Annotated in this window: 21 protein-coding genes, 1 riboswitch and 1 other annotated feature; of the genes, 9 read left to right on the top strand and 12 right to left on the bottom strand. The window is 44.4% G+C overall.

What is annotated here, in order from left to right; genetic code table 11:
- Positions 1–67: 67 nt before the first annotated feature.
- The 4 genes from AB6E54_RS01440 (at position 68) to AB6E54_RS01425 (ending at position 3,364) form a co-directional block, all read left to right on the top strand.
- Positions 68–562 (top strand): peptidylprolyl isomerase, encoded by a 495-nt coding sequence (locus AB6E54_RS01440; protein WP_017060275.1) that lies wholly within the window; start codon positions 68–70, stop codon positions 560–562.
- A 77-nt stretch (positions 563–639) separates the two neighbouring features.
- Positions 640–1,374, top strand: a complete 735-nt coding sequence (gene lpxH / locus AB6E54_RS01435; protein WP_372106196.1) for a UDP-2,3-diacylglucosamine diphosphatase — start codon at positions 640–642, stop codon at positions 1,372–1,374.
- 123 nt (positions 1,375–1,497) lie between these two features.
- Positions 1,498–2,715 (top strand): EAL and HDOD domain-containing protein, encoded by a 1,218-nt coding sequence (locus tag AB6E54_RS01430; protein WP_372106195.1) that lies wholly within the window; start codon positions 1,498–1,500, stop codon positions 2,713–2,715.
- A 136-nt stretch (positions 2,716–2,851) separates the two neighbouring features.
- A complete protein-coding gene (locus AB6E54_RS01425; protein WP_017060272.1) occupies positions 2,852–3,364 on the top strand; it encodes a YchJ family protein in 513 nt (170 codons plus the stop codon).
- 233 nt (positions 3,365–3,597) lie between these two features.
- On the opposite strand, the gene hisIE is transcribed toward AB6E54_RS01425, so the two are convergent.
- The 9 genes from hisIE to AB6E54_RS01380 form a co-directional block, all read right to left on the bottom strand.
- Positions 3,598–4,248 carry a bifunctional phosphoribosyl-AMP cyclohydrolase/phosphoribosyl-ATP diphosphatase HisIE gene (hisIE, locus tag AB6E54_RS01420; protein ID WP_017060271.1) on the bottom strand — a complete coding sequence of 217 codons (651 nt, stop codon included), beginning with the start codon at positions 4,246–4,248 and terminating at the stop codon, positions 3,598–3,600.
- Positions 4,245–5,018 carry an imidazole glycerol phosphate synthase subunit HisF gene (hisF, locus tag AB6E54_RS01415; protein WP_017060270.1) on the bottom strand — a complete coding sequence of 258 codons (774 nt, stop codon included), beginning with the start codon at positions 5,016–5,018 and terminating at the stop codon, positions 4,245–4,247. The genes hisIE and hisF overlap by 4 nt, the downstream gene beginning before the upstream one ends.
- Positions 5,000–5,737, bottom strand: a complete 738-nt coding sequence (hisA, locus tag AB6E54_RS01410; protein ID WP_017067391.1) for a 1-(5-phosphoribosyl)-5-[(5-phosphoribosylamino)methylideneamino]imidazole-4-carboxamide isomerase — start codon at positions 5,735–5,737, stop codon at positions 5,000–5,002. The genes hisF and hisA overlap by 19 nt, the downstream gene beginning before the upstream one ends.
- Positions 5,738–5,780: 43 nt before the next feature.
- Entirely contained in the window at positions 5,781–6,395 is a 615-nt protein-coding gene (gene hisH, locus AB6E54_RS01405; protein WP_017060268.1) for an imidazole glycerol phosphate synthase subunit HisH, read from the bottom strand.
- 9 nt (positions 6,396–6,404) lie between these two features.
- On the bottom strand, positions 6,405–7,493 hold the full coding sequence (hisB, locus tag AB6E54_RS01400) for a bifunctional histidinol-phosphatase/imidazoleglycerol-phosphate dehydratase HisB (RefSeq protein ID WP_017067390.1): 1,089 nt from the start codon (positions 7,491–7,493) through the stop codon (positions 6,405–6,407).
- 129 nt (positions 7,494–7,622) lie between these two features.
- Positions 7,623–8,663, bottom strand: coding sequence for a histidinol-phosphate transaminase (hisC, locus tag AB6E54_RS01395; protein WP_017060266.1), 1,041 nt, complete (start codon positions 8,661–8,663; stop codon positions 7,623–7,625).
- A gap of 9 nt (positions 8,664–8,672) precedes the next feature.
- Positions 8,673–9,974: a histidinol dehydrogenase gene (hisD, locus tag AB6E54_RS01390; RefSeq protein ID WP_017065318.1), complete on the bottom strand. Its 1,302-nt coding sequence runs from the start codon at positions 9,972–9,974 to the stop codon at positions 8,673–8,675.
- Complete coding sequence (gene hisG, locus AB6E54_RS01385) at positions 9,974–10,870, bottom strand: ATP phosphoribosyltransferase (RefSeq protein WP_017060264.1); 897 nt, start codon at positions 10,868–10,870, stop codon at positions 9,974–9,976. The genes hisD and hisG overlap by 1 nt, the downstream gene beginning before the upstream one ends.
- 53 nt (positions 10,871–10,923) lie before the next feature.
- Positions 10,924–11,059: a sequence feature (His leader region), on the bottom strand.
- A 190-nt stretch (positions 11,060–11,249) separates the two neighbouring features.
- Complete coding sequence (locus AB6E54_RS01380) at positions 11,250–12,842, bottom strand: Na+/H+ antiporter NhaC family protein (RefSeq protein ID WP_372102280.1); 1,593 nt, start codon at positions 12,840–12,842, stop codon at positions 11,250–11,252.
- 112 nt (positions 12,843–12,954) lie between these two features.
- A riboswitch (Lysine riboswitch) is annotated at positions 12,955–13,132 on the bottom strand.
- Between the two features lie 364 nt (positions 13,133–13,496).
- On the opposite strand from AB6E54_RS01380, the gene AB6E54_RS01375 reads away from it, so the two are divergent.
- The gene (locus tag AB6E54_RS01375) at positions 13,497–13,907 is read left to right on the top strand and encodes an H-NS family nucleoid-associated regulatory protein (protein ID WP_017060262.1); all 411 of its coding nucleotides are present in this window, start codon (positions 13,497–13,499) and stop codon (positions 13,905–13,907) included.
- 194 nt (positions 13,908–14,101) lie between these two features.
- Here AB6E54_RS01375 and AB6E54_RS01370 read toward each other — a convergent pair whose 3' ends face one another.
- Together AB6E54_RS01370 and AB6E54_RS01365 are read right to left on the bottom strand one after the other, a co-directional pair.
- The gene (locus tag AB6E54_RS01370) at positions 14,102–15,406 is read right to left on the bottom strand and encodes an inosine/guanosine kinase (protein ID WP_017060261.1); all 1,305 of its coding nucleotides are present in this window, start codon (positions 15,404–15,406) and stop codon (positions 14,102–14,104) included.
- Positions 15,407–15,508: 102 nt separating this feature from the next.
- Positions 15,509–15,778: a hypothetical protein gene (locus tag AB6E54_RS01365; RefSeq protein WP_371720809.1), complete on the bottom strand. Its 270-nt coding sequence runs from the start codon at positions 15,776–15,778 to the stop codon at positions 15,509–15,511.
- Between the two features lie 204 nt (positions 15,779–15,982).
- Between AB6E54_RS01365 and mnmA the strand changes: the two genes are divergently transcribed.
- The 3 genes from mnmA to purB all read left to right on the top strand — a co-directional run bounded on the left by mnmA (position 15,983) and on the right by purB (position 19,294).
- Positions 15,983–17,119, top strand: coding sequence for a tRNA 2-thiouridine(34) synthase MnmA (mnmA, locus tag AB6E54_RS01360; protein ID WP_372058556.1), 1,137 nt, complete (start codon positions 15,983–15,985; stop codon positions 17,117–17,119).
- Between the two features lie 43 nt (positions 17,120–17,162).
- The gene (hflD, locus tag AB6E54_RS01355; protein ID WP_017060259.1) at positions 17,163–17,780 is read left to right on the top strand and encodes a high frequency lysogenization protein HflD; all 618 of its coding nucleotides are present in this window, start codon (positions 17,163–17,165) and stop codon (positions 17,778–17,780) included.
- 143 nt (positions 17,781–17,923) lie between these two features.
- Positions 17,924–19,294 (top strand): adenylosuccinate lyase, encoded by a 1,371-nt coding sequence (gene purB, locus AB6E54_RS01350; RefSeq protein ID WP_372106194.1) that lies wholly within the window; start codon positions 17,924–17,926, stop codon positions 19,292–19,294.
- 314 nt (positions 19,295–19,608) lie between these two features.
- Here the strand turns inward: purB and htpX are convergent, their stop codons facing one another.
- Positions 19,609–20,472 carry a protease HtpX gene (gene htpX / locus AB6E54_RS01345; protein ID WP_029235495.1) on the bottom strand — a complete coding sequence of 288 codons (864 nt, stop codon included), beginning with the start codon at positions 20,470–20,472 and terminating at the stop codon, positions 19,609–19,611.
- Between the two features lie 277 nt (positions 20,473–20,749).
- Between htpX and AB6E54_RS01340 the strand changes: the two genes are divergently transcribed.
- The gene (locus AB6E54_RS01340; RefSeq protein WP_017060256.1) at positions 20,750–20,917 is read left to right on the top strand and encodes a hypothetical protein; all 168 of its coding nucleotides are present in this window, start codon (positions 20,750–20,752) and stop codon (positions 20,915–20,917) included.
- Positions 20,918–20,928 lie beyond the last annotated feature (11 nt).

Raw genomic sequence — 20,928 nt, 5'->3', positions numbered from 1 at the left:
ATTTGAAAGTCTGCCAACATGCGCTAGAATTCGAACTTCATATTAAAAAGACAGTAAGGTAACAATCATGATCATCCTTCACACAAATTTTGGTGATATCAAAGTTCAACTTAACGAAGAAAAAGCACCAGAAACAAGCGCAAACTTTCTACAGTATTGCCGTGACGGTTTCTACGACAACACACTATTCCACCGTGTTATCGATGGTTTCATGATTCAAGGCGGCGGCATGACTTCTGGCCTTAAAGAAAAGGCAACTCGTGCAACGATCAAGAACGAAGCAAACAACGGTCTAGCGAACAAAGTTGGTACGCTAGCAATGGCTCGTACTATGGAACCGCATTCAGCGAGCTCTCAGTTCTTCATCAACGTTAACGACAACTCTTTCCTAAACTTCCGTAGCGAAAGCCTAGACGGTTGGGGCTACTGTGTATTCGCAGAAGTTGTTGAAGGCATGGACATCGTAAACAAGATTAAAGGTGTTAGCACTGGTTCTATGGGTATGCACCAAGATGTACCTCTAGAAGAAGTGATCATCACTGGTACTACAATCGAAGCTTAATTCATCGCTTTCGGTTAGTATTGATGAGCCGATAAAATCAGGATATAGGGAGCGAATCGCTCCCTTTTTTTAGACCTATGAAAACATATTTTATATCAGATCTGCACCTTTCTCCGTCACGAGAAGACATCACAGACTGCTTCTTAGCCTTTATGAAGAAAGAAGCCGTAGAAGCGGATGCACTTTACGTATTAGGTGACCTTTTCGAATTCTGGATTGGTGACGATGATAAGAGTGAATTCGCGACTTCTATCCGCCAAGCGTTTATCGACTTAGTGAAAACAGGCGTGCCTTGTTACTTTACTCAAGGGAACCGCGACTTCTTAGTCGGCAAAAAATTTGCTAAGCAAACGGGCGTACAACTTCTCGACGAAGTTTCTACGATCGATATCTACGGGCAAAAAGCGGTAGTATTGCATGGAGATACCCTATGTACTGAAGATGTAAAGTACCTCGCCTTTCGCGAAAAAGTGCATCAGCCATGGTTACAATGGGTCTTCAACCGAATTCCATTTTTCATCAAGAAGAAAATTGTTTCAAAGGTTCAATCAGATATCAAAGATGACAAGCAGACCAAGTCTCTCGACATCATGGATGTGACACAGCAAGAAGTCGAAGATGTGATGGAACGAAACAATGTCGATCTGATGATCCACGGCCATACTCACCGCCCAGACATCCATACATTTAATGCTAACAATTGCGCTAAAACCCGTATCGTACTTGGCGATTGGTATACGCAAGGCTCAGTGCTGGTGTTCACGCCGCAAAGTTTTGAACTACAGAATCGAGCGTTTAGCAATAGCTTTTAACATAACGCTTAAACTTTCACTTTGATTATTATTGTCGGTCAGACTTTCTTAGAAAGTGTATGGTAATTTCTAGTGAATTAGCTATTATCTCTCTACCAGAAATAAACCGAACACAGTACCAAGTTGAAATATTCATACGTAGCGCGTCAACCAATACTCGACACAGGCAAGAAAACCATAGGTTACGAGTTGCTATTCAGGGATGGTCCTAAGAACACTTTCCCTGAAGTAGAGCCGGAGCTCGCTACTAGCCGTTTGCTTTCCGATCACTTCTTATCGACCCACTATAATACGTTGGGTGATAAGCTTGGGTTCGTGAACTTCCCATATGCAAGCCTAATCAACTTAGTCCCTACTCTGTTCCCCAAAGAAAGCCTCGTTGTTGAGGTTCTTGAAGACTGCGAACCAACAGACGAATTACTTGAAGCAATCAAAACCATCTTTGACGCGGGTTATACCATTGCGCTAGACGACTTTGTGCCAAGTAAAGCTTGGAAGCGCTTCTTACCCTACGTTTCAATTATCAAGTTCGATATCCGTTTGACGCCAATTGCCAAAGCAGCGATGTTTATGAACTCTCTCAAAGGGCTAGATATCAAGTTCCTTGCTGAGAAAGTAGAAACGTACGAAGAATACCAAGAAGCGAAAAAAGCAGGCTTCACCTACTTTCAAGGTTATTTCTTTAGCAAGCCAGAGATGATCCAAACGCGTGCGCTCAACCCGGCATTCCTGACGACCGTTCAGCTGTTAAAAGAGATTGCGCACGACCCTATCGACTTTGGTGAAGTAGAGCGTTTGATTACGCTCGATGTGACCATGTCGTATAAGCTACTTACCTACGTAAACTCCGCTGGCGGTTCACCAACAACGATTCGTTCATTCCGCCAAGCGCTTATTTACCTTGGTGAACAAAAGCTGCGTAAGTTCGTTTCACTTGTGGCGATCGCATCAGCGAAAGAAGACAAGCCGGACTCACTCTACGGTTTAGCGGTATTACGCGCGCGTCAATGTGAGCTCTTAGTCGAGAAGATGAATGTGAAGGTTGAGCCAGGACAAGCCTTTTTGACCGGTATGTTCTCGCTACTGGATTCACTGTTTGACCAACCGTTGAAGCAAGTACTGGACTCAGTGCCAATCGACGATGAGATTAAACAGGCCCTTATCCAACGTAAAGGCGTGTTAGGTGCGATTTTGGCCATGGTTATTGCTTATGAACAAGCCCGATGGGACGAAGCAACGCGCATTCGTAAACTTCTCAAGCTCAGTGAGGCTCAACTAGGCCAAGCTTACGATGAAGCAATGACTTGGGCACAAGAGCTATTGTCTCCAGCCTTGAAATAGTAAACTTCGCGCTAACACTTTGATAATTTCAATAACTTCAACAGAAACCAAACTTTGGTGAGCGATCGTTTCTTGGTAAACTCCCACGCATTCACTTATGGCCTCTTAATAGAGGCCATTTTTACAGGATCTGACTATGTCTTTATGCCCATGCGGTAGCAAAAATACTTACCAACAGTGCTGTGAATCAGCGCACCTTCACCACAGTGCTGTTGAAACGCCTGAACAGTTGATGCGCTCTCGTTATTCAGCGCACGTGTTGGGTTTAGTTGACTATGTTGTTGCGACTTACCACCCTAGCTGCAACGCAGAAGCGCAAAGAGAAGGTATTGCCGAATCTATCAACAGTGATTGGGCAGGACTAGAAGTCATCGATACTGCGGTAGGCTCGCACCAAGACGAAGGCTTTGTTGAGTTTAAAGCTTACTTCAATGAAGAAGGCGCACAATACTGCATGCAAGAACGCTCTCGCTTTATACGTGAAGACGGTCTTTGGTACTACATTGATGGTACCTTCCCAGAGCAGGAACAAACTACACAACCAGAAATTGACCCACGCTTAAATCAAACCGTTGAGAGCTTTAAAATCGGCCGTAATGATCCGTGTATTTGTGGCAGTGGTAAGAAATACAAGAAGTGCTGCGGGTAACTCGTTCGACTAAGAAGTCAGATTAAGAGAAGAGATTCCTGATGTCGCTTAGGCTCCTCGGAATGACGCAAAGTCAGAGGTTAGAAAAGTGACGTAGGGCTTAGAAATCTTGAAATCTTGAAATCTTGAAATCTTGAAATCTTGAAAATTAAAAAACTAAAAAGCCCCGTAAACATGTTTGTTTGCGGGGCTTTTGTCTGTCTTTTACGCGGTTCGATAAATCTAAAGAGAGCTTACTTATGACGCTCTTTCAGCTTGTTTACCACATCATCCATCGATAAGCCTTGGTCTTGAAGAAGAACCATTAGGTGGTAAATCAAATCTGCTGATTCACACACTAACTCCGCCTTATCGCCCGACGTCGCCGCAAGCGCGACTTCAACGCCTTCTTCGCCCACTTTTTGCGAAATACGCTTGGTGCCACGGGCATATAGACTGGCAGTATAAGAAGATTCAGGATCGGCGTCCTTGCGGGCAGCCAATAGCTGCTCAAGCTGATGAAGCCACACCATCTGAGACTCTTCTTGCTTGTCTCCATCCCAACACGTTGTTGTACCTGTGTGGCACGTTGGACCAATGGGATTAACTTTAACCAGTAAGGTGTCGCTGTCACAGTCCAAGGCGATGTTTTGCAGTTGCAATACATTGCCCGACGTTTCACCTTTCGTCCAAAGACGCTCTTTTGTGCGAGAGAAAAACGTCACATTGCCAGTTTCACCCGTTTTCTCAAGTGCGGCTGGGTTCATGTATCCCATCATTAGCACTTGGCTTGACTGGTAATCTTGAACAATCGCTGGCACTAAGCCATCTACTTTTTCCCAGTTAATACGCTCTGACAATGCGCCTACTTCTGTTTTTGATAAGCTTACGGGTTCAAAACTCATAGTCGCACCTCTACATCTTGTTGTTTTAAATACTGTTTAAGTTCACCAATATTGATGACTTGTTTGTGGAATACCGAAGCCGCAAGTGCTCCATCCACGTTGGTCTTTTTATAAGCTTCAGCAAAGTGCTCCATTGCACCAGCGCCACCAGAGGCAATCAATGGCACATTACACACTTCACGCACCATGTTTAACTGATCGATATCATAGCCGTTACGAACGCCATCTTGGTTCATCATGTTTAACACAATCTCACCTGCGCCACGCTTCTGTACTTCCTGCACCCAATCTTTGGTTTCCCATTTGGTTGCTTTAGTACGCGCTTCATCGCCTGTAAATTGGTAAACCTGATATTTACCGGTTTCTTTGTCGAAGTATGAATCGATACCGACAACGATACACTGAACGCCAAACTTATCAGCAAGGTCAGTAATCAGCTGTGGATTAGCCAATGCCGGTGAGTTGATTGACACTTTATCCGCACCAAACTCAAGGATGCGCGCTGCATCTTCTGCTGATTTAATACCACCAGCGACACAGAAAGGGATATCGATCACTTCAGCTACGCGTTTCACCCAGCTTTTATCGACCACACGGCCATCACTTGATGCGGTGATGTCATAAAATACCAATTCATCGGCGCCCTCTTCTGCATAGCGTTGTGCTAGCGGAACGATGTCACCAATAATTTCGTGGTTACGGAACTGAACGCCCTTAACCACTTGTCCGTCACGGACATCCAAACAAGGGATTATGCGCTTTGCCAACATGCAAATGCCTCCTCTGCGGTAAACTTGCCATCAAGTAGTGCACGACCCACAATCACACCCGCAACACCGCTGCCTTTTAGCGCTTCGATATCAGCTAGGCTGCCAATGCCGCCCGATGATTGGAATTGCACTTGTGGGTACTGCTTACAAAGATCAACATAGAGCTCTACGTTTGATCCTTCTAGCGTGCCATCGCGTGAAATATCGGTACACAGCACGTGTTTAAGACCAACTGTGAGGTAGTCTTCAATCAGCGCTTCAATGGTCACACCTGAATCTTCTTGCCAACCTGAAATCGCCACTTTGCGTATGCCGCTTTCGTCAATATTGATGTCCAGAGCCAGCACGATTTTTTCCGCGCCGTACTTCTCCATCCAACCTTTCACCAACTCAGGTTGCTTAACGGCTGTAGAACCAACCACAACGCGCTGTGCGCCAGCTTCTAGCAGATCAACGACATCTTGTTCGTTACGCACGCCACCACCAATCTGGATGTTCGCAGGCGTGCTAGCAAGGAGCTTAGCAATCAAGTCTAACTGACGAGCCGTTGTGTCTTTTGCGCCCGTTAAGTCAACAAGGTGCAGCCAGCCAGCGCCAGCTTGGTGGTACAGATTAAACTGCTCTGCTGGGTCTACTTTGTATTCTGTTACTTGCCCGTAGTCTCCTTGGAATAAGCGAACTACTTGGCCTTCAATTAAATCTAACGCGGGAATAATCATTTACATTCCTTATATGGCAACGTTAGCCGCTGCCTAATCCTTATTACAATTCCAAGAAGTTCTGAATCAGCTTAGAGCCAGCTTTCGAAGATCTCTCTGGGTGGAACTGAACACCATAATAATTGCCACTTTGAACCGCCGCAGTGAACGGATTACCGTAATCACATTGTGCGATTGTGTAGTCGCCCACTGGCATTGCGAAGCTATGAACAAAGTAGAAGTATTCGCCTTCTTCAATGTCTTTAAATAGAGGATGATTAGGTGTTGCCGTTACGGTGTTCCAACCCATGTGTGGTAATGGCAAGTCGCCCGTTTCAAGTAAACGAACTTCACCATCACACAAACCTAGGCATTCAACTAACTCATCAGCCTTTTGACCTTTCTCTTGAGACAGTTTGCCTAACAGCTGCATACCTAGACAGATACCCAGCAGAGGCTTCTCAACTTGCTTGACAAGGGTAACAAGGTCACGCTCTTGCAGGTTCTTCATTGCCTCACTTGCTGTACCTACACCGGGTAGGAATAGCTTGTCGGCAGCAAGAACCACTTCTGGTTCTTTTGAAATTTCAACTGCGTAGCCCAAACGTTCAATCGCAAACTTCACCGATGAAACGTTGGCACAACCAGTATCAATAATAACGACTTTTTGCTCTTTCATACCGAACCCTTACAGAACGCCTTTGCTGCTTGGTAACTCGTTACCTTCAACTTTGATTGCTTGGCGAAGAGTACGGCCAAACGCTTTGAACAGGCTCTCAATGATGTGGTGATCATTATTGCCATCAGAAGAAAGGTGTAGCGTACAAGCCAATGTATCAGTTAGAGAACGGAAGAAGTGAACCACCATCTCGGTTGAAAGATCACCCACTTGCTCACGGCTGAATTTAGCATCGAACTTCAGGTATGGGCGACCAGAAAGGTCTAACGCACACTGAGCCAAACACTCATCCATTGGTAGGCTGAAACCAAAACGGCCAATACCACGTTTGTCGCCTAGTGCATCTTTCAATGCTTGGCCTAAAGCAAGAGCGGTATCTTCTACTGTGTGGTGATCATCGATGTGCAGATCGCCTTTCACAGTCAGGTTCATTTGGAAACCACCGTGTGTCGCGATTTGATCAAGCATGTGGTCGAAGAAACCCATGCCGGTATCGATCTTGTTGCCACCGGTTTCATCAAGGTTTACTGCAACCTTGATATCTGTTTCTTTAGTGGTACGAACTACTTCAGCAATACGCGCGTTAACCGTCAGATCTTTAACGATTTGTGGCCAGTTAAGCGTGCCTTCAGTTTCCGCATCCGGGCTATATTGAATACCGCGGATTGCCATGTTCTCTGCCAGTTGAAGATCCGTCATTCGGTCGCCAATCACAACAGAGTGTTGGAAATCGACTTTACCGCCTTGTAGGTACTCTTTAACCATACCCAGTTTAGGCTTACGGCAAGAGCAGTTGTCTTCGTCAAAGTGAGGGCAAATAAGCACGTCGTCAAACTTAACGCCTTGAGATTCGAAGAACTCCATCATCATATTGTGTGGTGCATCGAAATCTTCTTGTGGGTAGCTATCGGTACCTAAACCATCTTGGTTAGTGACCATTACTAAGCGGTAACCAGCATCTTGCAAAGCAAGCAGGCTAGGAATTACTCGCGGTTCGAATTTTAGCTTGTCTAAACGGTCTACTTGAAAGTCAACTGGCGGCTCAACAATTAAGGTGCCGTCACGGTCTATAAAAAGTATTTTCTGTTGTTTACTCACTTGAACTTCCTTTTAATTTTAAATCTGGTGGCCTAGCTAAAATCAAACGCTAACCCAAAATATTGGTTTCACTTGCCAGCCCAATTAATCAACTCAAACTGGCAAATGTTATTACTGGTAAGCCTTTCATTACTGATAAAAGTTACGAATGAATCCAAGTGTCTTTTCGCACTCTTCGCGGTTACCAATACTAATACGAACACAGTCTTCAATAGGTGAATTACGCAAAATAATGCCCGTATCCCAAGCCGCTTTAAATAACTCATCGCCGTTCGGGAATTTCACCAGTAAGTAGTTACCCCAGCCATCAAAAACCGTCACTTGAGGCATACCTAATAGACCCGCCTGCAAATACGCTCGGTTAGCACTTAAATCTAGAACTTGGAACTTAGCTCGCGCTAGTCCTTGCTCTGAGAGAGCTTGAACGGCAATGTCAGCAACAGGGATTGGCACAGGATAAGGAGCGATCACTTTCAACAGTACATCGATAAGCTCTTTATTCGCTAGCGTAAAGCCACAACGTAAGCCCGCCAAAGCAAAGGCCTTCGACAAGGTGCGCAGAATCGCTAGGTTTGGATATTGCTCAAGCAAATCAACGGTTGACGCTTCTGGACAAAAATCGATATACGCTTCATCCATCACCACAATCGCTTTGTCTTGTGTCATTTCAAGCAGCTTGATGATGTCTTTACGATCAACTAAATTACCGGTTGGGTTATTTGGGCTACAAACAAACACCACTTTTACGTTGTCGAGCTGAGCTTCGATAGCTGGAAGATCCAATTGCCATTCAGAAGTAAGAGGCACAACTTTACGCTCAACACCAATCGTCTCTGCACTGATTGCGTACATACCGTAAGTAGGCGGGCAGTAAAGAATAGCGTCTTCGTTCGGCTCACAGAAAGCACGAATCAATAACTCAATGCCTTCGTCAGCACCACGAGTCGTCAGTGTTTGCTCTGATTTCACGCCTGCGTATTGAGCGTAAGCATCAATCAGCTCTTTTGGCTGACATTCGCTGTAACGGTTAAGACGAGACAAGTTCAGGTTGTACTCGTTATCAAACGGAGATTCGTTGGCGTTTAGCCATACATCACCAGTACCGCCTATGCGTCTTGCAGACAAGTAAGGTGTTAGAGCCTGAACTTGTTTTCTTGCTAACTTTTCCATGCCCTACCCTTATTTCGCTTTATTTAACTTTTCAACTCGGATAGTCACAGCGCGTTTGTGTGCATCCAAACCTTCGGCTTCCGCCATTGTTACTACTGTTGGCGCTAGGCCTTTCAACCCATCGGCTGTTAGCTCCTGCACCGTCATTCGCTTAGAGAAATCAGCCAAACCTAGGCTTGAATACGTCTTGGTATAACCGTAAGTCGGAAGAACGTGGTTTGTGCCGGATGCGTAGTCACCTGCAGATTCTGGAGACCAGTCACCAAGGAAAATTGAGCCTGCATTATCTAGCAATGGCAGCAATTCACGTGGGTTCTTGGTTTGAACGATCAAGTGCTCAGGACCGTAGAAATTCGAAATCGCAATCGCTTGAGTGATCGATTCAGCAATGATGATTAAGCTTGAAGCCAATGCTTGCTGAGCGATGTTCGCACGAGACAGTTCTTTCAGTTGCTTTTGAACCGCTTCTGTTACTTGGTCTGCAACCACTGGAGATGGAGTTACCAATACTACTTGAGAGTCAGGCCCGTGTTCCGCTTGGCTCAACAAATCCGCTGCAATGAAGTCTGCATCAGCCGTTTCATCAGCAATCACTAACACTTCAGATGGGCCAGCTGGCATATCAATAGCTGCTCCGCGGAAGTCATTACTCACTTGGCGCTTTGCTTCCGTAACGTAGGCATTACCTGGGCCGAAGATCTTATCGACTTTAGCCACACTCTCGGTACCGTAAGCCATTGCTGCAACCGCTTGACCACCACCAACGTTGTAAACTTCGTCGATCTTACAAAGCTTAGCGACATACAAGATTTCATCAGCGATTGGCGGAGGTGAACAAAGCACAACCTTACGACAACCTGCGATTTGAGCAGGAACACCTAACATAAGAACCGTTGACGGTAGTGGCGCACTGCCACCGGGAATATAAAGGCCAACAGTATTAATCGCGCGCGTCACTTGCTCACACACAACACCAGGCTGTGTCTCAACCTTAATTGGCTGCGGCTTTTGAGCTTCGTGAAACTTAGCAATGTTGCTATAAGCTTGCTCTAACGCTTGCTTCATCTCTGGTGTTAGACGAGCACACGCCTCTTCAATCTCACCCGAACTGACTCGGATAGATTCTGGAGTTACACCATCAAACTTTGCAGTCAGCTTTTTAAGCGCGGCATCGCCTTCATTTCGTACTTTTGCAATAACATCAGAAACAGTCGCTGTGATGTTTGCACCTTCAGTAATAGCTGGACGCTCTAATACCGAGTCTTGCTGTGATTCACTTAAAGATTGCCAAACAACGGTTCTCATCGTCACTACCCCATCATTTTTTCGATTGGTAATACTAGAATCGAGCTTGCACCCAACTCTTTCAGCTGTTCCATTGTTTCCCAGAACAAGTTCTCTGTACTTACTAGGTGCACGGCAACTTTGTCTTTGTCTGTAGATAGAGGAAGAACCGTTGGATCTTCAGCACCAGGCAGTAGTGCTTTGATCTGCTCTAGTTGAGAGGTTGGCGCGTGAAGCATGATGTACTTCGACTCTTTCGCTTGTTGAACACCCTGCATACGAGTCAGTAGTTTTTCAATCAGTGCGGTCTTGTCTGCGTCGAAGTCGCCAACACGTTGAATCAGTGTTGCTTTCGATTGGAAGATAGCTTCTGCTTCTTTTAGGCCGTTCGCTTCAAGCGTTGCACCTGTAGAAACTAAATCAGCGATAGCGTCTGCAAGGCCAGCGCGAGGCGCGACTTCAACCGAACCTGTTAGCATACAAGTGCTGAACTCAACACCCTGCTCGTCCATGTAGGCTTTAAGTAGTTGTGGGTAGGTTGTCGCAATACGTTTGCCCGCTAAGTCTTGTGGGCCGTTGTATTCTTCGTCTTTATTAATAGCGATTGAAAGGCGGCAACCACCGAAGTCTAAACGACGTAGTGTGCGGAACTCTGAAGGCTCTTTAAGAGCAACACGATCTAGACGAACTTCTTCTAGTTCATTTTCACCGATGAAACCAAGGTCAACTACACCATCCATGATAAGACCTGGGATGTCGTCATCACGAACGAGTAACAAGTCGATTGGCATATTTAGTGAGTGAACCACTAGGCGCTCACCCATGATATTAAATTTAACACCACATTTTTTAAGTAGGTCTTGGCACTCTTTACTTAAGCGACCTTTCTTTTGAATTGCGATTCTTAGGCGTTGTGTCTGCATTGCTGTATCCCTGTGCAAATATTTGAATTTATTGATTATTTAAAAGCGCTAAAACTAAAAAACCCTCGGGGACTTTGTCATCCCGAGGGTTTAAATCTAAATTCTTTTGACTTAACCTCCGGGAGTAATCTTGCTCCCGGGTATACGTAAATCTCCCCGAAAGACTAGATAGGGTGATGATGGTGATGAATGTTCATTACTAATTTACGCATACTTATCAGCTCTTAGGTTGTTTGCTGTCTTGTCTCCACACTAACTAAGCTGACATCCTTTTTCAACCATTTATTCGAACTTTTTTCACGAAACTTAAAATTAAATTAACAGGCACAAAAAAGGGAGGCAAACGCCTCCCTGATAGTTTACTGATTAACTTTCAATTTTAGCTTTTGCACGTCGCCATTTTGCAGCGAGAGAAGTAAGCCAATGCAAAACATACAGCAACAAACGTTAGAGACGCTGCGCCAAATGCGATGCCAATTGAAGATGTCATACCTAGAGTGATGAAACCAATGCACGATACGAACGCTACAGACAACGCGTATGGAAGCTGAGTCGAGACGTGGTCGATGTGGTTACAACGAGCACCAGTAGAAGACAGAATCGTCGTATCAGAGATTGGAGAACAGTGGTCACCAAATACTGCACCCGCTAGAACCGCACTTAACATAGGAAGAATCAGTGCGATATCCGATGCTGCAGCCATGTCACCTGCGATAGGTAGCATGATACCGAACGTACCCCATGAAGTACCTGTAGAGAACGCCATAACGCCCGCTAGAAGGAACAAGATAACTGGTAGCCAGTGGTAATCGATGCTGCCCGTTACTAGAGATGATAGGTACGAACCTGTTTTCATGTCGCCGATTACAGAACCGATAGTCCATGCGAATACAAGGATTAGGATTGCGCCAAACATAGAGCTTGCACCAATCCACATTGTTCTTGCGATATCGGCCATAGATAGCTTTTGCTTGAATACTGTCGCTAGTGCTACTAGTAAGCCGATAACACCACCGTAAACAAGAGATTTACCAACATCTGTATTTTCGAATGCACCAAGTAGGTTAAACGCTTGACCATCAGCAGCTAACGCTTGACCGCCTGTGTAAAGCATCGCAGCTACAGTCGCTACAATTAGCGATACGATTGGCATAACAAGATCAGAAACTGAACCGTTTTCGCTCTCTTCGATATCTAACTCTTCGTTTAGATCGTGAGCTTGCTTTTGATCGTTGTCACCTTCAAAGCCACGGCCTTGAGATGCTTCGATCTCATGCTCACGCATCTTACCAACGTCTAGACCGAACCATGCTACTGCGAACACCATTAGTAGTGCGAATACAGCGTAGAAGTTCATTGGGATAAGACGAACGTAAGCACCCAGTGCAGAATACTCTGTCACACCGTGTGTCACTAAGATGCCACCAATGATCGTGATGATGTAAGCACCCCAGCTAGAAGCAGGCATGATCACACACATAGGAGCAGCAGTTGAATCTAGGATATAAGCAAGCTTAGCGCGAGATACATAGAAGCGGTCTGTTACAGGACGAGAGATAGCACCAACCGCTAGGCTGTTAAAGTAGTCATCAACAAAGATGAATACACCTAAGAAAGCAGCAAGTAGTTTTGAACCACGTTTGCTCTTAACGCGAGACTGTGCCCACTCCGCGAATGCGCGAGTGCCGCCAGACAGTGTTAATAATGCCGTTGTCATTCCAAGAATAATTAGGAATGCAATGATGCTCATGTTCCAAGTGTTGATGCCACCATCTTCGATGAAAACACCAGATGCTTTAGTAAACACGTAGCTAGCTGCGTTACCTACTGAGTAATCAGCAAGTAGAATCGCACCCATGATGATACCGACACCCAAAGAAACCAATACACGGCGGGTAACAATAGCAAGGCTCAAAGCCACAAGGGGCGGAAGCAAAGATAAAGGTGATGTTGCAAAATCTATTAAATTCATGATCTTCAAAAACCAGTTTTTTATTTGGCTAGAGATCTACTGCAGACAAACTTGATACGGCTGACCAAGCTCATGTTGAACTAAGCGAAAGGGAAGTGAACACTTCACCCAACCCTACAGTAGCGCTCCATAGTTTAAAATTAAGACTATGGCAGTGTTGTACCTATTGAGCACAACCCCAGCAAATTGCTTAGATATACAATTTACTTCGGCAATTACACCTTTCATTCCCGTTCATTGGCATCACCCCAACGGAAGTTACTTTTTATAATTGCACCTCTACGTGCGATAACATTATTAACCGTGTAAACCAGAGTTTAACAACAAATTAACCAACACCTCGCATCAGGTAGCCGCAATTGTACTCACCAAGAGCAACAATGCAACATATCATTCCGAGAAAAATAGCTTTTTGTTAATGAACTAATCAATAGAAGAATAGTCTACATAAGTTGACTACTCCATCTGTCACATATCATTTTTTAAGATATTCTTAATAATTATTATAAATTCAATAGAAATACTGCTCTGAATTTTCAACTATTCATCTCACTTTTATATTTAAATATGTAATAGAAGAAATACTATTTGTTTTATTCCTTGGCTCTGTTTATTATTAGGAAGATTATTTAGTTTACCTTGATGGAAAATATCATGTCTGAATTAACAAAAACTCTATTAAATATCCGCAGCCTTCGTGCGTTCTCACGTGAATTAACTCTTGAGCAACTTGAAGAAGCGCTAGACAAGCTGACTATTGTTGTACAAGAGCGTCAAGAGTCTGAAGCTGAAGAGCGTGCTGCTAAAGCAGAGCAAGAAGCTAAGCTTTCTGCTATTGCTGAACAAATTGCAAAAGACGGAATTGATGTTGCCGATCTTATTGCTGCACTTTCTGGTGAAGCAAAATCTAAAACAACAAAAGCTAAACGCGCTCCTCGCCCAGCGAAATACAAATACGTAGACGCAAACGGCGACGAGAAGACTTGGACAGGTCAAGGCCGTACGCCTTCAGCTATCCAAGAACAGCTAGATGCTGGTAAATCTCTAGAAGAGTTTGCTATCTAAACATTTAGTTTACTTAGTGAGTAATCAATTACACGCTAAGCGATAGAATTAATATTTAAGTCGACCAAAGTATTATTTACGACTTCAATATATTCAGAAACAAAAAAGGCTCCTTTCGGAGCCTTTTTTATATTTGTACTATCAGTATTAGAAACCAACTGATACTGATAGTACTACTGATTAAAGAAAGTAACTTATCTTTCCCAGTACGCTTCTTCTAGGCTATCTTCTCTTTCAGGAAGGCCACGAGATAAACGTGGAGAGTGTTGAACCAACACTTCATAGCTTGCACGGTTAGAATATTTACAAACTTGTGAGAACGAAGAGTACGTCAAGAATGAATGTTGGTGCTTACTTGAGTTTGGCACGTTTTCTTTGTGGTACTTATTCGCAGCCATATCATGTAATAAAGCAGATAACGCAGCATCACCTGCACCATTGGTATTTTTGATCTTTTCTGGTCCACCCATGTATGGCGCAATGTGCGAATACACTTTGGTTGGGTTTTCACATAAATCTTTATGCGCAGGACGGCTAAATTCAAAACGGTTGAATTCAGCAATTGAACCTGGAAGTAAAGGCAGTGACGTTTCACGCTTAGCTGCATCTTCTGTATAACCAGCCATAAATAGGCCAACAGGTCCCGCAGTACATAGAACAAGGTCTACCCAGTCTAGCGCTTTATCTGATGCAGCCAGTGGATCGCTTTCACCCGTTAACGCTTCAGCTTCGTCTTCATTCATTGCAACAACCGTTACGTGTTGCTCAAGGAAATCTTTCCAGAATTCTGGATCATCTTGAATAACGAACTTAGTACCTAGTGTAAGAACGACTGGCACATCGTATTTCTTCGCGTATTCGATCGCTTTCATTGTTGCTTCAGGCATCGGGTCGCCTGGCTTACAGCGAACTAAATAAGCCGTTAAAACTAAAGCAGAAGCACTTTTGAAGATTTTTTCAGGAATGCTTTCTGGTTTTAATTGGTTCATTTGTCCTTCGCTAATTGCGAAAGTACGTTCACCGTCTTCTGTAATTAATGCAAAGCAGCGACCAATTGCGCCATCTACCCCTTGTAAATGGTTCAGATCCATTCTGCTTGATGTATTACATAAATAGCGATAACCGTAACTACCAATCTTAATATCTTGGCTCATTACACCTAACAGTGTAGAACGGTCATCCGCTAGCACTGAATAGTTGTGTAATGTGTTACCAATTGTGCCACCAGCGTATTCATTGGTAATCAGGCACTGCTCTTTTAATTCTTGATACAAAGATTCAGCGGCTGCGTCGCCAATAACCAGTGAATGTCCCTTGCTCAAACCATACTTCTCAATAAGTTCAGAACTCACCTTTGCTTCAATATCCACCAATGTTTGGTCAATACCGATAATATGAGTGCGTGACATTCTTTTACTGCTTTGAGCTTGGCTCACTAGAGGATCACGAGCGTGAACCGGAAAGTAGTGCTTTGATTTACGTTGTCCAGGGAATTTCATAGGGCTAGTCTAAGTCAAGGGGAAATAGGTGGCGGATTCTACCGCGCTATATTTAACGCGGCAATCTTTCAAACTATAGCAAACGTTTGCTGAAGGTTTTTTTTATTCGGCTTCCATAAAGCTTAAATCAGGCAGCATACCCAAATGCTCTGCGTAACGTTTTTGATTAAACTCCGCGCCGTTTTTCATAACGTCAAATACTTCAATTGCCAGTGCACATGCCATAGCCGCAATTGCTTCTTCACGTGGAGTGCCTGTCATCATTAAACGCATCAACGTCTCTTTCACTTTCACTGGTTCGCCATCTTCAAGCTGGTTCTCGATGATCTCAATCAGCTCTTCTTCTTGCATAAATTCATTTTGTTCAGACATTTTTTTATCTCAGGTCTTGGATTTCGAGCGACTATGCCACATATACTTCTGACATCATAGCGACTCACCTCGCTCTCATGCGATTCTCTAACAAAGTCAGCGCACTATTTGTGCAAATGAAACTGTGATTCCGGTCTCGGATCTGTCACGGCGTTTCTCTTTCTGTTAGAATCTGCGACCAAGTAATAGTAACGGTGTTTAGACATGTCAGATATCAGCTCTGGAAACAGCGAAAAGAAAGTAATTGTCGGTATGTCCGGCGGTGTAGATTCGTCAGTCTCGGCGTATCTTCTTCAGCAACAAGGCTATCAGGTAGAAGGCCTTTTCATGAAAAACTGGGAAGAAGACGATAACGAAGAATACTGCACGGCAGCTGAAGATCTTGCTGATGCTCAAGCGGTATGTGACAAACTAGGTATCCACCTTCACACTATCAACTTTGCTGCAGAATACTGGGACAACGTATTCGAATACTTCCTTGAAGAGTACAAAGCAGGTCGTACACCTAACCCAGATATTCTTTGTAACAAAGAAATCAAATTTAAAGCATTCTTAGAGTTTGCGGATGAAGTGCTAGACGCAGACTACATTGCGATGGGTCACTACGTTCGTCGTACTTTCCCAACTCAAGAAGAGCTTGATGGCGGCGTAAAACCAGAAATGCTACGCGGTCTAGACAGCAACAAAGACCAAAGCTATTTCCTATACACGCTAAGCTCAGATCAAGTGGCACGCAGCCTATTCCCTGTCGGTGAATTAGAGAAGCCAGAAGTGCGACGTATTGCTGAAGAGCAAGACTTGATCACAGCTAAGAAGAAAGATTCAACAGGCATCTGCTTTATCGGTGAGCGCAAGTTCACTGAGTTCCTAGGCAAATACCTACCAGCACAACCGGGTAACATCGAAACACCTGAAGGCCAAGTGATTGGTCAACACCAAGGTTTGATGTACCACACGCTAGGTCAGCGTAAAGGCCTTCATATTGGCGGCACTAAAGGTGGTGGCGGTAACGAAGAACCATGGTTTGTTGGTGAAAAAGACCTTAAGCGTAATGTACTTATCGCAGTACAAGGTAAAGACCACCCTCTTCTGAAATCAGAAGGCTTGATCGCATCTCAACTTCATTGGGTAAATCGCACACCAATTACTGAAGTTATGACATGCACGGTAAAAACACGTTACCGTCAAACAGATATTCCTTGTACAATCATCCCAATTGATGATGAGAACATTAAGGTTATTTTTGATGAGCCACAAATCGCAGTGACCCCAGGTCAATCTGCAGTGTTCTACCAAGGCGAAGTATGTCTTGGTGGTGGTATCATCGAAAAGCGCATCTAATCAATCAAACGACAAACGATAGAAGACAACTAGGAGTTACTACGTGGCTAATACACTTTATGACCGTACTATTGCTTTCGCCGGAATTTGCCAAGCTGTGGCTTTGGTTCAACAAGTAGCGAAAGACGGCCATTGTGATAAAGATGCCTTTGAAGCTTCACTCAGTGCCATTTTAAATACCAACCCATCGAATACCGTGGGCGTATTTGGACGTGAAGCGAACCTAAAGCTTGGCCTTGAGTGCTTAGTAAAAGGTATCGATAGTACTCCAGCAGGTAGCGATATCACGCGTTACATCATCAGCTTGATGGCGCTTGAGCGTAAGCTGTCTTCTCGCAACGACTCTATGTCTCAGCTTGGTGACCGCATTCAAACTGCAGAGCGCCAAACTGAACACTTTGATCTGTTTGACGAGCAAATGATCAGCAACCTTGCAAGTATCTACCTTGATGTCGTCAGCCCTATCGGCCCTCGCATTCAGGTTTCTGGTACTCCGTCTGTACTTCAGCAGACATCGAGCCAACATAAGGTTCGCGCACTGCTTCTATCAGGGATTCGAAGCGCTGTGTTATGGCGTCAAGTTGGCGGTAAACGTCGCCACCTTATCTTCGGTCGTAAGAAGATGATCGAGCAGGCTCAAATCCTACTAGCTCGAATGTAGTTTATTAGCTCGCGCCTCGTCGCGAGCTTGTTTTTTGTATCAACACAACTATCACGCAAACGATTGCGCAATGTGCGTGACAATTGAGATTGTTACTGGTATAAACCTCTCAAAATTTAGAAAACTCAATTCAGGAGAACACCATGGAACTGTCAGCATTGACTGCTGTTTCACCAGTAGACGGCCGTTACGGAAGTAAGACTATTGCATTACGCAGCATCTTTAGTGAGTTTGGACTACTAAAGTACCGCTCTATCGTTGAAATTCGTTGGTTACAAAAGCTTGCAGCAACTGATGCAATCAAAGAAGTACCAGCGTTCAGTGCAGAAGCTAACCAGTTTCTTGATGAACTAGCCGCTAACTTCAGCGAAGAAGATGCTCTACGTATCAAAGAGATCGAGCGCACGACTAACCACGACGTTAAAGCGGTTGAGTACTTCTTGAAAGAGAAAGTTGCTGGCGTTCCTGAACTTCACGCTGTAAACGAATTTATTCACTTTGCATGTACTTCTGAAGACATCAACAACACCTCTCACGCGCTTATGCTTAAAGAAGCTCGTGACACAGTGATTCTTCCAGAAATCCGTAACGTAATTGATGCTATCAAAGCACTTGCGAACGAGTACCGTGATATTCCATTACTGTCTCGTACACACGGTCAGCCAGCTTCTCCTTCTACTATGGGTAAAGAGATGGCTAACGTTGCGTACCGTATGGAACGTCAATACAAGCAAATCGAAAACGTTGAGATCCTAGCGAAAATCAACGGTGCTGTAGGTAACTACAACGCACACCTTTCTGCATACCCAGAAGTTGAATGGCACCAGTTCAGCGAAGAGTTCATCACTGAATCTCTTGGCGTAACTTGGAACCCGTACACAACTCAAATCGAACCTCACGATTACATCGCTGAGCTGTTTGATGCTGTTGCTCGTTTCAACACAATCCTTCTGGACTTCGACCGTGACGTTTGGGGCTACATCGCTCTTGGTCACTTCAAGCAGAAGACTATTGCTGGCGAAATCGGTTCTTCGACAATGCCGCATAAAGTTAACCCAATTGACTTCGAAAACTCTGAAGGCAACCTTGGTCTAGCGAACGCAGTATTCAGCCACCTTGCACAAAAACTTCCAGTTTCTCGCTGGCAGCGTGACCTTACTGACTCTACGGTTCTTCGTAACCTAGGTGTGGGTGTTGGCTACGCAATCATTGCATACACTTCGACTCTGAAAGGTATTAGCAAGCTTGAAGTTAACCGCGCTGCGCTACTTGCTGAACTAGACAAGAACTGGGAAGTATTGGCTGAACCAGTACAAACAGTAATGCGTCGTTACGGCATCGAAAAACCATACGAGAAGCTAAAAGAGCTAACTCGTGGTAAACGTGTAGATGGCGAAGGCATGCGTGCATTCATCGATGGTCTTGAGATCCCTGAAGACGAGAAAGTTCGCCTGAAAGAGATGACTCCAGCAAACTACATCGGTCAAGCAATCGAGCTAACTGACAAGCTGTAATATTCGAATTTCGAATCGCAGAATAGACTAAGGCTTCCCATGTGGAAGCCTTTTTGTTGAGCGGAACAAAGTGTATTGAGCACAAGAGACGTCAGCAAAATAATACAAAGCAACCCAGTATCATTACCCTACTCATCTCAATCCGTGCGATATCAACCAATCAATATCGTAATGCTTCATCACCAGTAACCCTCTATCGCCAGACACCTATTCCTCGAATACTTACTGTCTTAGATGCCAAGATCAAAAAAGACCTCCCGAAGGAAGCCTTTCAAATGTATCTTGTCGATTAGCGACTGAAGAATACGTAGCGATTACATGTTACGTAGAGAAGCAATACGCTTGTCTAGCGGCGGGTGGCTCATTAGAAGCTCTGTTAGAGACTTCTTACCGTTGATACCAAATGCCATCATAGAACCTTCTAGTTGTGGCTCATGGCTCACCTTTAGGCGCTCTAGCGCTGCAATCATCTTCTCTTTACCCACTAGGTTCGCTGCACCTGCATCGGCATGGAATTCACGATGACGGCTGTACCACATCGTAATGAAGCTTGCTAAGAAACCAAATACCAATTCCAACACCATAGACACACCGAAGTACACCATCATGTTGCTGCCACCCTCTTCTTCGTTGTCATTCGACGCAACAATGTTGGCGATGAAACGAGATAGGAAGATAACGAACGTGTTCACTACACCTTGCATTAACGTCATGGTCACCATATCACCGTTCGCGATGTGGCTCACTTCATGCGCTAATACTGCTTCAGCTTCATCACGCGTCATGTTGTGCAGCAGGCCTGTTGATACTGCTACCAATGAATCGTCACGCTTAGCACCTGTCGCGAATGCGTTGATGTCTGGCGAGTCGTAGATCGCCACTGTTGGCATACCAATACCAACTTGTTGAGATTGACGGCTTACCGTCTCCATCAACCAATGTTCTGTTTCGTTACGTGGGCTTTCAATGACCATGCCGCCTACCGAGCGTAGCGCCATTTTCTTCGACATCATTAATGAAATGAATGAGCCGCCAAAACCAAATACCGCAGCCATCACCAATAAACCTGAGAGGCTACCGGGTTGCATACCTGTAACTGCGTATACAACATTAAGAACAACACTTAGTACCAATACAACCGCTAGGTTAGTTGCAAGGAACAACATTACTCGCTTCATTACTTATCTCCGCATGAAAGCTGTTTTTATAAAACTTATTGTTATAGACAAGGCAGACAGCAATAGATTCCAACCTTGAAGACTTATACTTACTTATACATATAGTCTTAGATTAAGAAAACAAGGTTAAGCATTAAATTGCAACATTTGATTACGAGACCACATCCGAATTAAATACACTCTATTAGACCTAAGTCGTATGGTGTCGATATAACAATCCGTTTACAGTGACTTCAGATGATTTATTGTCTAGTCCATGTACAAAAAGGAAAGGATCATGGTTGAAGGTACTAACACTCAAATGGCTATCGATTTACTGTGCTGTCACCTAGGGATTACTGAAGAAGAAGCGAAAAAGCAGGTTGGAATCCTAACACCGCAAACGGCACAGACAAAAATCACAGAAACTCAGCAAGCTTTAATGGGACTGACTAAAGAACATTAGTTCTAAGCTTG

Origin of the sequence: Vibrio sp. 10N.247.311.49, from assembly GCF_041467655.1 — a bacterium.
Lineage (GTDB): Bacteria > Pseudomonadota > Gammaproteobacteria > Enterobacterales > Vibrionaceae > Vibrio > Vibrio crassostreae_C.
The sequence above is the reverse complement of the archived record's forward strand: the minus strand, read 5'-3'. Positions and strand labels throughout refer to the sequence as shown.